At 55.0% G+C, this 12628-nt stretch carries 17 protein-coding genes and 1 pseudogene; 6 read left to right on the plus strand and 12 right to left on the minus strand.

Features of this window, described 5'->3' with window-relative positions:
* Positions 1-233 precede the first annotated feature (233 nt).
* The 5 genes from arsC to VSS37_RS18235 are packed head-to-tail and all read left to right on the plus strand — an operon-like array spanning position 234 to position 2295.
* A complete protein-coding gene (arsC, locus tag VSS37_RS18215; RefSeq protein ID WP_324697491.1) occupies positions 234-587 on the plus strand; it encodes an arsenate reductase (glutaredoxin) in 354 nt (117 codons plus the stop codon).
* Entirely contained in the window at positions 584-1171 is a 588-nt protein-coding gene (gene wrbA, locus VSS37_RS18220) for an NAD(P)H:quinone oxidoreductase (protein WP_324697493.1), read from the plus strand. Before arsC ends, wrbA begins: the two co-directional genes overlap by 4 nt.
* Positions 1168-1530 carry a DUF2069 domain-containing protein gene (locus VSS37_RS18225; protein ID WP_324697495.1) on the plus strand — a complete coding sequence of 121 codons (363 nt, stop codon included), beginning with the start codon at positions 1168-1170 and terminating at the stop codon, positions 1528-1530. The genes wrbA and VSS37_RS18225 overlap by 4 nt, the downstream gene beginning before the upstream one ends.
* The gene (gene ispF, locus VSS37_RS18230; RefSeq protein WP_324697599.1) at positions 1530-2009 is read left to right on the plus strand and encodes a 2-C-methyl-D-erythritol 2,4-cyclodiphosphate synthase; all 480 of its coding nucleotides are present in this window, start codon (positions 1530-1532) and stop codon (positions 2007-2009) included. Before VSS37_RS18225 ends, ispF begins: the two co-directional genes overlap by 1 nt.
* Positions 2002-2295 (plus strand): 4a-hydroxytetrahydrobiopterin dehydratase, encoded by a 294-nt coding sequence (locus tag VSS37_RS18235; protein WP_324697497.1) that lies wholly within the window; start codon positions 2002-2004, stop codon positions 2293-2295. The genes ispF and VSS37_RS18235 overlap by 8 nt, the downstream gene beginning before the upstream one ends.
* A 106-nt stretch (positions 2296-2401) precedes the next feature.
* Here VSS37_RS18235 and VSS37_RS18240 read toward each other — a convergent pair whose 3' ends face one another.
* From VSS37_RS18240 to VSS37_RS18290, 11 genes and pseudogenes are all read right to left on the minus strand, one after another.
* Positions 2402-2833: a HEAT repeat domain-containing protein gene (locus tag VSS37_RS18240; protein WP_324697498.1), complete on the minus strand. Its 432-nt coding sequence runs from the start codon at positions 2831-2833 to the stop codon at positions 2402-2404.
* Entirely contained in the window at positions 2830-3765 is a 936-nt protein-coding gene (gene gluQRS / locus VSS37_RS18245) for a tRNA glutamyl-Q(34) synthetase GluQRS (RefSeq protein ID WP_324697499.1), read from the minus strand. The genes VSS37_RS18240 and gluQRS overlap by 4 nt, the downstream gene beginning before the upstream one ends.
* Positions 3720-4175: an RNA polymerase-binding protein DksA gene (gene dksA, locus VSS37_RS18250; protein ID WP_324697501.1), complete on the minus strand. Its 456-nt coding sequence runs from the start codon at positions 4173-4175 to the stop codon at positions 3720-3722. The genes gluQRS and dksA overlap by 46 nt, the downstream gene beginning before the upstream one ends.
* A 182-nt stretch (positions 4176-4357) precedes the next feature.
* Entirely contained in the window at positions 4358-4783 is a 426-nt protein-coding gene (locus VSS37_RS18255; RefSeq protein ID WP_324697502.1) for a DUF3426 domain-containing protein, read from the minus strand.
* A gap of 300 nt (positions 4784-5083) precedes the next feature.
* Positions 5084-5143 (minus strand): annotated as a pseudogene (locus VSS37_RS21885) (MJ0042-type zinc finger domain-containing protein); the annotation flags it as partial.
* A 123-nt stretch (positions 5144-5266) separates the two neighbouring features.
* Positions 5267-6148: a 50S ribosomal protein L11 methyltransferase gene (gene prmA / locus VSS37_RS18265; RefSeq protein WP_324697504.1), complete on the minus strand. Its 882-nt coding sequence runs from the start codon at positions 6146-6148 to the stop codon at positions 5267-5269.
* A complete protein-coding gene (accC, locus tag VSS37_RS18270) occupies positions 6145-7488 on the minus strand; it encodes an acetyl-CoA carboxylase biotin carboxylase subunit (RefSeq protein ID WP_324697505.1) in 1344 nt (447 codons plus the stop codon). The genes prmA and accC overlap by 4 nt, the downstream gene beginning before the upstream one ends.
* A gap of 37 nt (positions 7489-7525) precedes the next feature.
* Positions 7526-7993, minus strand: a complete 468-nt coding sequence (gene accB, locus VSS37_RS18275) for an acetyl-CoA carboxylase biotin carboxyl carrier protein (protein WP_375339153.1) — start codon at positions 7991-7993, stop codon at positions 7526-7528.
* A complete protein-coding gene (gene aroQ / locus VSS37_RS18280) occupies positions 7977-8450 on the minus strand; it encodes a type II 3-dehydroquinate dehydratase (RefSeq protein ID WP_324697508.1) in 474 nt (157 codons plus the stop codon). Before aroQ ends, accB begins: the two co-directional genes overlap by 17 nt.
* A 105-nt stretch (positions 8451-8555) precedes the next feature.
* A complete protein-coding gene (locus tag VSS37_RS18285; RefSeq protein WP_324697510.1) occupies positions 8556-10058 on the minus strand; it encodes a helicase HerA-like domain-containing protein in 1503 nt (500 codons plus the stop codon).
* A 69-nt stretch (positions 10059-10127) separates the two neighbouring features.
* Positions 10128-11072: a peptidoglycan-binding domain-containing protein gene (locus VSS37_RS18290; protein WP_324697512.1), complete on the minus strand. Its 945-nt coding sequence runs from the start codon at positions 11070-11072 to the stop codon at positions 10128-10130.
* A 112-nt stretch (positions 11073-11184) separates the two neighbouring features.
* On the opposite strand from VSS37_RS18290, the gene holA reads away from it, so the two are divergent.
* Complete coding sequence (gene holA, locus VSS37_RS18295) at positions 11185-12219, plus strand: DNA polymerase III subunit delta (RefSeq protein ID WP_324697514.1); 1035 nt, start codon at positions 11185-11187, stop codon at positions 12217-12219.
* On the opposite strand, the gene VSS37_RS18300 is transcribed toward holA, so the two are convergent.
* Positions 12206-12616 (minus strand): hypothetical protein, encoded by a 411-nt coding sequence (locus VSS37_RS18300; protein ID WP_324697516.1) that lies wholly within the window; start codon positions 12614-12616, stop codon positions 12206-12208. The genes holA and VSS37_RS18300 overlap by 14 nt on opposite strands.
* Positions 12617-12628 lie beyond the last annotated feature (12 nt).

A 12628-nucleotide genomic window follows, 5' to 3' on the forward strand; every position in this document is an offset into this window, starting at 1 on the left:
AATCACAGGTTAATGCCGGTGGCCTGTTGCTGCGACAGGTTGTCTTTCCCCCTGTCATTGGGATTCATGAACGACACTCCATTATTGTTTTCATTTCGTTCTTGCTGTGATGCAGTCGGTATTTATATACCATATATTTATTTGATTGTCTTCGGTCTGTACTAAAACTTTTTCCGCCACTTGCGTGCCGGTGAACATCCCGTTAGATTGCTCGGCAAACCAAGGAGGCATTTATGAGCGATTCGGTCACTATCTACCACAATCCGCGCTGCTCCAAATCCCGTCAAACACTGGAATTGTTGGAAAGTGAGGGCGTTATACCCACTATCGTGAAATATCTCGAAACCCCGCCTGATGCGGCCACCCTGGGCAGTTTGCTCGACATGCTTGGCTTGCAGCCGCGCCAGTTGATGCGCACAGCGGAAGCTGAATACAGCGCGCTCCAGTTGGATAATCCGGCGCTGACCCGTGAGCAGCTGATCCAGGCGATGGCGGAGCATCCGCGTTTGATTGAACGCCCAATTGTGGTCAAGGATGGCAAGGCTATATTGGGGCGTCCGCCTGAAAAGGTGCTCGACCTCCTATGAAAACGGTCTTGATCCTGTATTACAGCCGCCACGGCTCCGTTGCGAAGATGGCGCAGCAGCTTGCACGCGGCGTGGAAAGTGTGCCGGATAGCGTCGCCATATTGCGCACCGTCCCGGAAGTTTCCGAGATATGTGAAGCGGTGGCCGACAGCATACCCGACAATGGTGCCCCTTATGTGACGCTGGATGAGCTGAAAGCTTGTGACGCGCTGGCGTTGGGCAGCCCTGGCCGCTTCGGCAATATGGCCGCCCCGCTCAAGCATTTTCTGGAAAAGACCAGCAGCTTGTGGCTGTCCGGTAGCTTGGTGGGGAAGCCTGCCGGGGTGTTCACCTCCACTTCCAGCTTGCACGGCGGGCAGGAAAGCACGTTGTTGTCAATGATGCTGCCGCTTCTGCACCATGGCATGCTCATTACCGGCCTGCCTTATGCAGAAGCCGACCTGATCAGCACCCAAAGCGGCGGCACGCCTTATGGGCCTTCGCATGTTGCTGGCAGCGACAATTCCCGTCCGCTGACGGATGAGGAAAGGCGTCTGTGCAGCGCGCTTGGCAAACGTTTGGCCCAATTGGCGCATAAACTATGAAACTGTTACTTCTGTGGCGCACGCTGTCGGTTGGCGGCCTGCTCGGGCTGATTGCCTGGATTATTCTCTGGAATGGTTGGTTGACACCAATTCAGCACATGCCGCGTTGGTTGGAGCTGTTGATCCTGCTTGCCCCGTTGCTGTATTTGGTGCGCGGCATCCTGCACGGGCGTATTTCCAGCAGTGTCCACGCTATCCTGATTTCGCTGGTATACGCCACCCTGGGCGTCTGGTATGCCGTAAGCCCGCTTGAACAGCTTTACGGTTACCTTATGCTGGCGTTGAGCGCCGCCCTTTACCTGGGCAGTTTCATGAGCGCCAAAGTTTTGGGCAAGCAGGCCAAGGAAACTTCCTCATGATGCGGATCGGTCATGGCTACGATGTGCACGCGTTTACACAGGGCGACCACATTGTGCTGGGCGGTGTCGGTATCCCCCATACCCACGCCTTCAAGGCGCACTCTGATGGCGATGTCTTGTTGCACGCCATTTGTGACGCCTTGTTGGGCGCACTGGCGTTGGGTGACATCGGGCAGCACTTCCCTGACACCTCAGCCGAATATGAGGGCATTGATAGCCGCATTTTGCTGCGTCATGTGTATGGTTTGGTGAAAAGCAAGGGCTATGGCGTCATCAATCTTGATAGCACCATAATCGCCCAAGCCCCGAAAATGATGCCGCATATCCCGGCCATGCGCACCCATATCGCGGCTGATCTCGGGTGCCATGTTGGGCAGGTGAACGTCAAGGCCACCACCACGGAAAAGCTGGGCTTCACTGGCCGCAAAGAAGGCATTGCCGCCCATGCGGTCGTATTACTGGGAGCAGTACATGATTGAAAAACTTACCGACGATGCGCTCGCCGTTATCCTTGAAGGTTTGCCCGGATGGGTGTTGCGTGAAGGCAAGCTGCATCGGGTCCTCAATTTTAACGATTTTGTGGAAGCTTTCGGCTTTATGTCCCAGGTTGCATTGGTCGCCGAACGCATGAACCACCACCCCGAATGGTGCAATGTCTACAAAACCGTGGCCATCAGCCTCACCACTCATGACGCTGGCGGCATTACACAGAAGGACATCAACCTCGCTGAGGCCATCAACCATTTGGCTGGTTATCCCACGTAAGCATTTGGGGCAGGTCAGGGCGGGGAGGTTTCCCTGCGAACCTTGCGAAACTCGCTACGCTCAGACAGCGCGGCGGTTCGCAGGGAAACCTCCCCGCCCTGACGGGTCAACCTTGCGCGATTTCTAACGCTTCTTCCGCCACTTCCCGAACTTCAGCATCGGGGTCTTGTAAAGCGTTTTGCAGGAAAGGGAGCGCCCCTGCATCGTAAGTCAGCCCTAGGTAATGGCAAGCATCAGCCCGAACCCGATGATCCTTGTGCTGGCTGAGTTTGCCTAGCATATCCACTTGCTGTTGCAGCAGGTTTGATCCCGCCAGATCTTCCATCACCACCCCAATCCCGATGCGGACGCTTAACGCTGTCCGTTCGTCCCCCAATAGGGCCAGCAGAACTTGCATGGTCGCCGGTTCTCGCTGAACCCGTTCTGTGACTTCCGCCGCCCGCCCAGTCGATAACAGGGCAATGAAGTGGATATCGATTTCATGTTCCTCCATCATCCAGCGAGGAAAAATACGCCAATTGTTTCCTGTCATGCTCATGTTTGCGCCTTGCTAATTTTTGTCATGTCCCAGTGTGCTATCGCCCAGCCCCATAATTCTGTCAGGTTGCTGAATTCGCTGGAGTCTGGGCAAGGTTGTTTCAAAAAGTGCAGGCTGGCCACTAGCTGCTGTAGGCAATCTTGTGACCCAATGGCTGGGGCCAGGTTTTGCTTGCTTAGTTTCTGGCCTAGTTCATTCAGCACCAGCGGTGCATGCGCATAGTCGGGTTGCGGGAAGCCCAACAAGTGTTGTAGCCAGATTTGCCGGGGCGTATTGTCCAATAGGTCAGCTCCACGCACTATCTGGTTGACTCCCTGGAAGGCATCATCCACCACCACCGCAAGCTGGTAGGCAAACAGGCCATCGGCCCTCAAAATGACAAAATCCCCAACCTCACTTTCCAGCCGCTGGCAATATTCTCCCTGGATTCTATCGGTAAAACAGATAGGGTCGTTATGGGTGCGTAAACGGATGGAATGCTGCTGGGGAAGGTGTGTCGAGGGTTTGTGACGGCAGGAGCCGGGATAAATGATCCCAAATGCGCCCATGCGTCCATGCATCAGGAGATCCTTTCGGGAGCAGGCACAGGCGTAGGTATGCTGGTGCAGGCGGGAAATCGCTTCGTGGTAGGCGTGCAAGCGGTGGCTTTGATAAAGAATCTCCCTGTCCCATTCAAAGCCGTAAGCGTTTAGTGTCCGGATGATCCTATCGGCGGCACCCGGCTGCTCGCGCGGCTTGTCAATGTCTTCAATGCGGAGTAGCCATTCCCCTTTTGCTTGTCGCGCCGCCAGATAACTGGCGGTTGCTGCAACCAAGGAACCAAAGTGCAGGGGGCCAGTGGGGGAGGGCGCGAATCTGCCAACAATATGCAAAGGCTTCGGGACGGTCAGACCGCCATCTGCTTTTCTTTGATTTCTTGGGTGGTCTTGCAATCAATGCAAAGTTCAGCCGTCGGGCGGACTTCCAACCGTTGCAGGCCGATTTCAATGCCGCAAGCATCGCAGTAACCGTAGTCACCCTCATCCAGCCGGGTGATGGTTTTTTCAATCTTGCGGATCAGTTTGCGCTCACGGTCACGGGCGCGCAATTCCAGTGCAAATTCTTCTTCTTGAGTTGCACGATCCGCCGGATCAGAAAAGTTCGTTGCGTCTTCCTTCATGTGGTCAACGGTGCGGTCGACTTCCTCCATCAGGGATTTTTTCCAGGCGACCAGAATATTACGAAAATGCTCAAGTTGCTTTTCGTTCATGTATTCTTCACCGGGTTCGGGGATGTAAGGTTCAATGCCTTCAACAGGCAGTGCAGATTTTCTTCTCAGATAGGCGACATTGTCGGTTGCCATTTTTGTCTCCAACAAGTTAAGTGGCGATGGTCAATGTTGTTCGTTGTTGACAACTTGTCGTTTGTGATACTGACCAATAATTTGCGCGGCGCATTTTAGCAGAATTGCTCAGAATACACATAACTTTCCTCGATCATTTGCAGATCTATCGTCAAATTTATACCGATTCTCCCTCTTTTTATTTACATGAAGCGGAACCGGAAGCGGACAGCTTCATCACCAGGGTCTGAAATGTTCAGCAACAGTTCTTTAGGAACGCCAACCGGCATCAGTTGGCCTGCGTATTCATGGATATATTCGGTAGGCGGAAAACGACGCAGGGCGAGAACTTTATCCTGTTTGTCCAGGAAACTGATTTCAATCAGGGGGTAAATTTGGGGAAAAGCCGCATCATTTTGAATGGATGCGCTAACGGTCAGGACATTGGGGGTGTTTGGGTGTGAATAGACATTCCGGCTTAAGAGGTTGATCTTGCGGATATCGCGTGGAATGGTGATGTCGCAACCCAGTATGGCGCAAGCTTGATGGGCGAATGCTGATGTTATGGGCTGTTGGGCTAGCCAATCCCGGCTGGTATACAGGAGTTGCAGCAACAGGAGCAAACTCAAGGCGACAATTCCAATATACAGGAAATTGCGTGAGCTTGATGGTGAATGGGTGGATTGGGAAGAAGTGGAAATTTTTGCTTTTCTGGGAAGGCTTTTCTGTTTGCCCGATAAAAATCGCCAATTGAACCGTGGCAAAGAAAATTTTGTGCTGGATTCTTCTTCTGATGGGAGGGGCAATGGCGCGGGTGTCGCAACTCCCAATGGCGCAAAGCGGCGCTCTTCAGGAAGTGTGGGGCTTAAAGTTTTCATGGCGTCAAAAATGGTGTCACATTCACCGCAACGCAATAGGCCTTGTGCAGCGGTCAGTTCCTTCATTGTGACGCGAAAAATCGCGTTGCAGTGGTTACACTGTGTATACATGACTCCACGCCATCTGTGTGATCACTTTATTCTAGTTGTTATATTGTAGGAATTCACATTTGATGGTGTAGAAAATAACACCGACAAATATTTGCATGCAAAAAAGGCAGATTAACGGGTGCACTAACGGCGAGTGCCCGTTACCCTGATCCAACCTTCTTTCTGTGCGATAGCAAAATTGTTTAACACTGCCTGATAGGTATGACGGATGCCGTCCGCCTGTTCCGCCAGAATGCCGGATAAGACCAAATGTCCACCAGGTCGCAAGGCGGCCAGCAGGGCAGGGGCAAGTTCCTGTAATGGGCCAGCCAGAATGTTCGCCATGACGATGTCATATTGCCGGTCGGGCAAGTCCTGCGGGAAATAGACTGGCAGCGAGACGGGCTGGACGCCATTGCGTTCCGCATTGTCGTGGGTGGCCTGTAGCGCCTGTGGGTCAATATCCACGCCAACCGCCAAGTTTGCCCCCAGCTTAAGGGCGGCAATGGCCAGGATGCCGGAGCCGCAACCGTAATCCAGCACTTCTTTGCCAACCAATTCCTGCCCATCCAACCATTCCAGGCACAAGGCTGTGGTCGGATGGGTGCCAGTGCCGAAAGCAAGGCCGGGGTCAAGCAGGAGCTTTATGCTGCTGTCATCCGGCAGCTCATGCCAGCTTGGATAAATCCACAAACGTTTGCCGAAGCACATTGGCTGGAAGCTGTCCATCCAGGCGCGCTCCCAAGGCTGGTCTTCGACCGTTTCCACCGTCAAGGAGGTTATCCGCCAGTCCGTCTTGCGAACCTCCAATGTCAACAGCAGGGGGTCAAGATCGGCGTCTTCCTCATACAGGGCGGTGATGACCAGATTGTCCCACAGGCGCATTTCACCGGGGAGCGGCTCCAGTATCGGGTCGTCCTCCGCATCCTGCCAAGTGATGGAAACCGCGTCGGCGGCTTCCATTTGCCCCACGATCTCGTCCTGGAAACGGGAGGTGGCGTGGCAGACCAGTTGCCGCCAGCTCATTTCATCCCCAGCATTTTTTCGAGGTAATGGATGTCTGCACCGCCTGCCTGAAACGCGGGGTCTTCCATGATGCGGGTTTGCAATGGAATATTGGTCTTGATGCCTTCCACCAGCATTTCGCTGAGTGCGCCGTGCATGCGGCAAATGGCGGTGGCGCGGTCTTCGCCATGCACAATCAGTTTGCCGATCATGGAGTCGTAGTAAGGCGGGACGCTGTAATCGGTGTAAATGTGTGAGTCGACCCGCACGCCCAGCCCGCCCGGCGCGTGATAGCGGGTAATTTTGCCTGGCGAAGGCGCGAAGGTTTGGGGGTCTTCCGCATTGATGCGGCATTCGATGGCATGGCCATGAGGCATGATGTCTGCTTGTTGGAGCATCAGTTTTTCGCCAGCAGCGATCAACAGTTGTTGCTTGACCAAGTCCACGCCCGTGATCAATTCCGTGACCGGATGTTCCACTTGCAAACGGGTGTTCATTTCAATGAAGTAGAATTCGCCGTTCTCGTACAGGAACTCGAATGTGCCAGCGCCACGGTAGCCAATACGGCGGCAAGCTGCCGTGACCTGTTGGCCGATGCGGGCGCGCTGTTCCGGGGTAATGCCGGGGGCTGGAGCTTCTTCCACCACTTTCTGGTTGCGCCGTTGCATGGAGCAGTCGCGTTCGCACAGGTGGATGGCGTTGCCGTAGGAATCTGCCAACACCTGCAACTCAATATGGCGCGGATGCTGGAGGAATTTTTCCATGAACACCACGTCATTGCCAAAAGCAGTCTTGGCTTCGGCGCGGGTCATGGCGACCGCGCCCACCAGCTCATCAGGGCCGTAAACGACGCGCATGCCGCGCCCGCCGCCACCGCCGGTCGCCTTGACAATCAGCGGATAACCGATGCGCGCACCCATCTTCAGGATTTCTTCCGGTTCATCTGGCGTGCCGCCTTCGGAACCTGGGACGCAAGGCACGCCAGCAGCCAGCATCGCTTCCTTGGCGGAAATTTTGTCGCCCATCAGGCGGATGGTTTCTGCGCGTGGGCCGATGAAAATGAAACCGCTGGACTCCACCCGTTCGGCAAAATCGGCGTTTTCTGACAGAAAGCCGTAGCCAGGGTGGATAGCGTCAGCCCCGGTCACTTCCGCAGCACTGATGATGGCGGGGATATTCAGGTAACTGTCGATGGAACGGGGCGGCCCGATGCAGACCGATTCATCTGCCAGCCGCACATGCTTCAATTCACGGTCGGCAGTGGAGTGGACAGCAACAGTCTTGATGCCGAGTTCGCGGCAGGCGCGCAAAATGCGCAGGGCAATTTCACCCCGGTTTGCGATCAGTACTTTTTTTAACATTTCCTTACCTACAGGGTGCTTTACCCAATCACGAACTTTACTCAACGATAAACAGCGGCTGGCCAAATTCGACCGGCTGTTCATTCTCAACCAGGATCGCCTTGATGGCGCCAGCCTTGTCAGACTGGATTTGGTTGAGCATTTTCATCGCTTCTATGATGCATAACGTATCGCCAACCTTGACGCTCTGGCCAACTTCAACAAACGGCTTGGCGGTAGGGGAGGATGCACGGTAAAACGTGCCCACCATCGGGGATTCGACGGTATGCCCAGCAATTGGGGCGGCGGCTTCGATAGGTGCCGCCGTTGGGGTGGGGGCGGTTGCAGCCATAGGGACCGCCATCGTTGGCGCAAAGAACTGCTGCGGCGCTGGAGCCGCCATCATCATGCCGGAGTTGATCCGGCTGATGCGGACGGAATCTTCCCCTTCCTTGATTTCGATTTCTGCGACATCGCTGCCTTCCAGCAGGCTGATCAGTTTTTGTATTTTACGGACGTCCATCATGGGTTAATGCTCGGTCGTGTTTACTGAGTTTCTGTATAGCGGCATACAGTGCGAGTTCATAGCCCAATGCGCCAAATCCCAGGATCACGCCATCGGCGACATCGGAAAAGTATGAGTGATGGCGGAAAGCCTCCCGCCGGTGCACATTGGACAGGTGTATTTCGATGAAAGGTATGGCAACTCCCAGCAAAGCGTCACGCAATGCGATGCTGGTGTGGGTATAGGCACCTGGATTGATCAGGATGTAATCGACCTGCTCGTCCATGGCATGGTGGATGCGGTCGACCAATGCGCCTTCTGAGTTGCTCTGAAAACATAGCAGGGTGTGTTGCTGCTGGTTCGCCGCTGCGGTCAGGCGGGCTTCGATTTCTGCGAGGGTAAGGCTGCCGTAATGGCCGGGTTCACGTTTTCCCAGCAGGTTCAGGTTTGGCCCGTTGAGCAAAAGCATGGTTGCCATTGAATTCCGCCTTTTGTTCCAAAATACCCAGAAAAGGACGGCATTCTACACCGAACTGCGGCGATATGCAGCAATTCGGCGTGAAAATTGGGGATAGGGGTTTGTTTAGCGCCCCTTGAACAATGAGCCGAGGATGCCGCGCACGAGTTGGGTGCCGATCCGGCGTCCGGCGCTGGAGGTTGCCGCTTTGACCGCATTCTTGAGCATGGTTTCACCAATGCTGTCCAACAGGCTGTCAGGCTCGCGCGGACGGCTGCGGGCTGTGCGCCGGGCTTCTTTATCGGCTTCCGCTTGTGCTTTTATGGCAGCGGCTTCTTCAGCGGCGGCGGCGGCGCGTTTCTGCAGCAATTCATAGGCTGATTCACGGTCAACCATGGCGTCATAGCGGCCCGCAAATGGGCTGGCGCGCAGCAAGTCGGCGCGTTCCGCCTCCGTGAGCGGGCCAATCCGGGATTCCGGGGGGCGGATCAGGACGCGTTGCACCATGCTGGGAATGCCCTTGTCTTCCAGCACTGAAACCAGCGCTTCCCCCACTTCCATCTGCATGATGGTTTCGGCTGTGTTCAGGTTCGGGTTTTGGCGGAAGGTGTCCGCCGCCGTCCGCACAGCTTTCTGGTCGCGTGGCGTAAAGGCACGCAACGCATGCTGGATGCGGTTGCCAAGTTGGCCAAGTACGGAGTCCGGTATGTCCAGCGGGTTTTGGGTGATGAAATAGATGCCGACGCCTTTGGAGCGGATCAGCTTGACGACCTGTTCCACTTTGTCGACCAGCGCCTTGGGGGCATCGTCGAACAGCAAATGGGCTTCATCAAAGAAAAACACCAGGCGCGGCTTGTCAAGGTCGCCAACTTCGGGCAGGTCTTCAAACAATTCCGCCAGCAGCCATAGCAGGAAGGTGGAGTATAAGCGCGGCGTATTGATCAGCCGGTCGGCGGCAAGGATATTGACGTTGCCATAGCCGCCTGCGCCGGTGCGGATGAAGTCCCACAAATCCAGCGCCGGTTCGCCAAAAAACTTGTCTGCACCTTGCTGTTCCAACACCAGCAACTGGCGTTGGATCGCGCCAACGGAGGCGGAGCTGACATTGCCATAGGTGTTGCTGAACTCCCGGCTGTTTTCACCCAGATATTGAAGGATGGAACGCAAATCCTTGAGATCCAGCAATAACATGCCTTGGTCATCAGCAAATTTGAAGGCGATATTGAGCACGCCTTCCTGTGTGTCATTCAGATCCAGCAAGCGGGCGAGCAGCACCGGCCCCATATCAGAAATGGTGGCGCGCACCGGGTGGCCACGTTCGCCGGACAAATCCCAAATGATGGTTGGGCAGCTGGCGAATTTGAAACCGTCGATGCCGATTTTTTGTACGCGCTCATCAACTTTGGGGTTGGCGGTTCCGGCTGCGGCGATGCCGGTCAGATCCCCTTTGATGTCGGCCATAAAGACCGGCACGCCAATACGTGCAAAGCCTTCCGCCAGAATTTGCAGGGAAATGGTTTTGCCCGTGCCAGTAGCGCCTGCAATCAGGCCGTGACGGTTGGCGAAGCGCGGATTGAGGAAAACTTTCTCTTCACCCTTGCCGATCAGGATGCCGGTCTGCTCTGACATGGTTATGACTCCTTTGGTTTCTAATATTTTTCAGGTGGCAAGAGTGTAGCAGGAAACGCGGGCCGGTCTCTATTGAAGCTGTAGTTTTTGTAAGGTTTCCAGGGTGATGGCCCCAACGGCAAGCTGGTTGTCTTCCTGGTAGCGAGTCAAGGCGGCGCGGGTTTCCGGCCCCAACAGGCCGTCAAGCGCCGCTTGGTAATAGCCTTGCTGTTGCAGGCTGGTCTGCAATTGTAGGATTTTTCCCGGACTGAGGGTAGCTTCGCATAATGCAGGCATTTGCACGATGCGTTCTGGGCGTATTTTCTGCAAGGTCGGAAGGCTTTGGGTTTCTGCTGGCCGCTGCTCGGCTGTGAGCCTGGCGGGCTGTTCCACGCGGGCCAGTTTGAGGCTGGCATATTCGGCGGGAATTTCCTTGCGCACTATTTTGGCGGGCTCTGCCAACACTTTGCGGGTCACGGTTTCCGTCCGGGCGGGAATGATTTTTTTGACGGTGCGGGCAGGCATGTCGACGACTTGGCAGCTGATTTCTGTGTATTCGGCTGGGACATTAATCAGGCAATTGGAAGGAACCTGGTTGTCGCCGCCAGCCAATACCTGTGGGCAGGCCGGGTTCCAGCGTTGGGTGGCTTCCTTGATCTTGATGCGCTTGGTTTCAGTGCGGTAGGTGGCGGGCAATGTTTCGACCTCGACACGTTCACGCTCCACTTCAATGGTTTCAGTGACCTCATTGAATACAGGGGGAGTGATTTCATACTCCACATAGGCGTCCGCCACTTTTACCTTGCGTTCGCCAGCGCCCATCTGTACAGGCGTCGTGATATACGAAGCGCTGGGTTCAGTGACGGTGACAGGCTGGGCGATGGTGCGGTAACTGGCTGGAGCAAGCACCTGCACTTGGCAGAAACTGTCCGCCTCGCTGGTTTCAGCCTGGGCGGTGGAAATGAACAGGGCAACAGCCAGCAATAATAGCAGGGCTGTAATCTGTGCTTTGGGGTAAAGCTGGATAATTCTCATAGTTTATTTGTGAGTAGCCGCAGGATGATGTTATTAAGGGGCGGATTCTAAACAAAAGCAACTTAAAAAAACCAGTATGTTAGTATTTTCCTTTTGATAGCTGTTATCGTCTATGCAAGTCCGCGCCGAACAGATAGAAGAACATTTACGCCTCTCCCTTGCGCCGGTTTATCTGATTGCAGGCGATGAGCCGCTTCAGGTCATGGAAACGGCGGACGCCATCCGCAAAGCCGCACAGCAACAAGGCTTTAGCGAGCGGGAGGTGCTGAACATCGACACCCAGTTTGACTGGGGCGTGCTGTATGACGCAGCTGGCGCATTGTCCCTGTTCGCTGACCGGAAGTTGCTGGATGTACGGATGCCGACCTGTAAAGCAGGTCAATCCGGTGTCAAGGCCCTGCAACATTACCTGGATTTTATGCCTGTTGACAAGTTATTGCTGATCCAATCCGGGCGGTTGGATAAAGCCTGTAAAAGTTCCGCTTGGGTAAAGAAGATTGAACAGCAGGGCGTATTGGTGCAGGTATGGGATTTGTCCCCTGCGCAAACCCAGGCCTGGATAGCGCGGCGGATGCGTGCGGCTGGCTTGCAGCCCGACAATGAGGCGGTGCGTTACCTGGCTGAACGGGTGGAGGGCAATTTACTGGCGGCAGTGCAGGAAATTGGCAAGCTTGTGTTGCTTTATGGTAGCCAGCCGCTGACAGCGGAAAGCATCATGACCGTGGTGGCGGACAGTTCCCGCTTCAGTGCATTTGATCTTGCTGACGCCATCCTGTCGCAGGATGTGCGCCGCATCCGCCATGTGATGCTGGTTTTGCAGGAGGAGGATACGGCTGCCCCGTTGCTGGTTTGGACACTTTCCGACTTGTTGCGCCAGCTTTATGCCGCTTGTGGCAATATACGCAACAATTTGTCCATTCAGCCCTTGTTGGTGCGGATGCCGAAGCCTCGTCAGGCAATGTTCCAGAACGCTTTGCGGCGGATGATGGCGGCGGACTGGCCGCGCTTGTTTGCGCAGGCAGCGCAGCTTGACCGGCACAGCAAGGGCGTAGGGCAGGCGGTTTCCCGCCACCCACAAAGGCTATGGGATGAAATGTTGGAGCTGGCGTTGCTGTTGGCTGGACATCCGGTCATCACTCCACAATGAGGCCATGGCTGGCGTACCAGCTACGGTCGATTTCCCAGCGCACTTCCTGGATGCCGGGTTGCGCTTTCGCCAGCTTCCCGGCTTTTTCTTGCACATGCGCCAGTTCTTTCTGGGCGGCGATCATGGCCGGGCTGTCAGGATTGTTGGTGTCCAGGTTAGGCTTGGCGATGTTGAAGAAATGCAAGACGGAGACTTCAGGCGAGCGTGGGCTGCTCAGGGTGGCGATGCCATTTTCCACTTTCAAGGCATGGAACTGATAAGGGTAAGCCTGCAATTCCACATCCGTTTTTAACACGCCATTCAACTGGTTGATGGCGGGATCCTGTTTGAGGAACCAAATCAAGGCAAGGCCTGCAACCAGGGCTAGAACGACTAGAAATTGTTGTTTGTTGGACATGACATAAACCTT

It is taken from the genome of Candidatus Thiothrix phosphatis (genome assembly GCF_035668035.1).
Classification (GTDB): Bacteria; Pseudomonadota; Gammaproteobacteria; order Thiotrichales; family Thiotrichaceae; genus Thiothrix; species Thiothrix phosphatis.

Bases quoted from the DNA above. Each gene is read 5' to 3' on its own strand.
- ispF (WP_324697599.1), top strand. From the start codon at position 1,530: ATGCGGATCGGTCATGGCTACGATGTGCACGCGTTTACACAGGGCGAC.
- VSS37_RS18235 (WP_324697497.1), top strand. From the start codon at position 2,002: ATGATTGAAAAACTTACCGACGATGCGCTCGCCGTTATCCTTGAAGGT.
- accC (WP_324697505.1), bottom strand. From the start codon at position 7,488: ATGTTAAAAAAAGTACTGATCGCAAACCGGGGTGAAATTGCCCTGCGC.
- holA (WP_324697514.1), top strand. From the start codon at position 11,185: ATGCAAGTCCGCGCCGAACAGATAGAAGAACATTTACGCCTCTCCCTT.
- VSS37_RS18225 (WP_324697495.1), top strand. From the start codon at position 1,168: ATGAAACTGTTACTTCTGTGGCGCACGCTGTCGGTTGGCGGCCTGCTC.
- accB (WP_375339153.1), bottom strand. From the start codon at position 7,993: ATGATGGACGTCCGTAAAATACAAAAACTGATCAGCCTGCTGGAAGGC.
- VSS37_RS18285 (WP_324697510.1), bottom strand. From the start codon at position 10,058: ATGTCAGAGCAGACCGGCATCCTGATCGGCAAGGGTGAAGAGAAAGTT.
- wrbA (WP_324697493.1), top strand. From the start codon at position 584: ATGAAAACGGTCTTGATCCTGTATTACAGCCGCCACGGCTCCGTTGCG.
- VSS37_RS18300 (WP_324697516.1), bottom strand. From the start codon at position 12,616: ATGTCCAACAAACAACAATTTCTAGTCGTTCTAGCCCTGGTTGCAGGC.
- dksA (WP_324697501.1), bottom strand. From the start codon at position 4,175: ATGGCAACCGACAATGTCGCCTATCTGAGAAGAAAATCTGCACTGCCT.
- VSS37_RS18240 (WP_324697498.1), bottom strand. From the start codon at position 2,833: ATGAGCATGACAGGAAACAATTGGCGTATTTTTCCTCGCTGGATGATG.
- prmA (WP_324697504.1), bottom strand. From the start codon at position 6,148: ATGAGCTGGCGGCAACTGGTCTGCCACGCCACCTCCCGTTTCCAGGAC.
- arsC (WP_324697491.1), top strand. From the start codon at position 234: ATGAGCGATTCGGTCACTATCTACCACAATCCGCGCTGCTCCAAATCC.
- VSS37_RS18290 (WP_324697512.1), bottom strand. From the start codon at position 11,072: ATGAGAATTATCCAGCTTTACCCCAAAGCACAGATTACAGCCCTGCTA.
- aroQ (WP_324697508.1), bottom strand. From the start codon at position 8,450: ATGGCAACCATGCTTTTGCTCAACGGGCCAAACCTGAACCTGCTGGGA.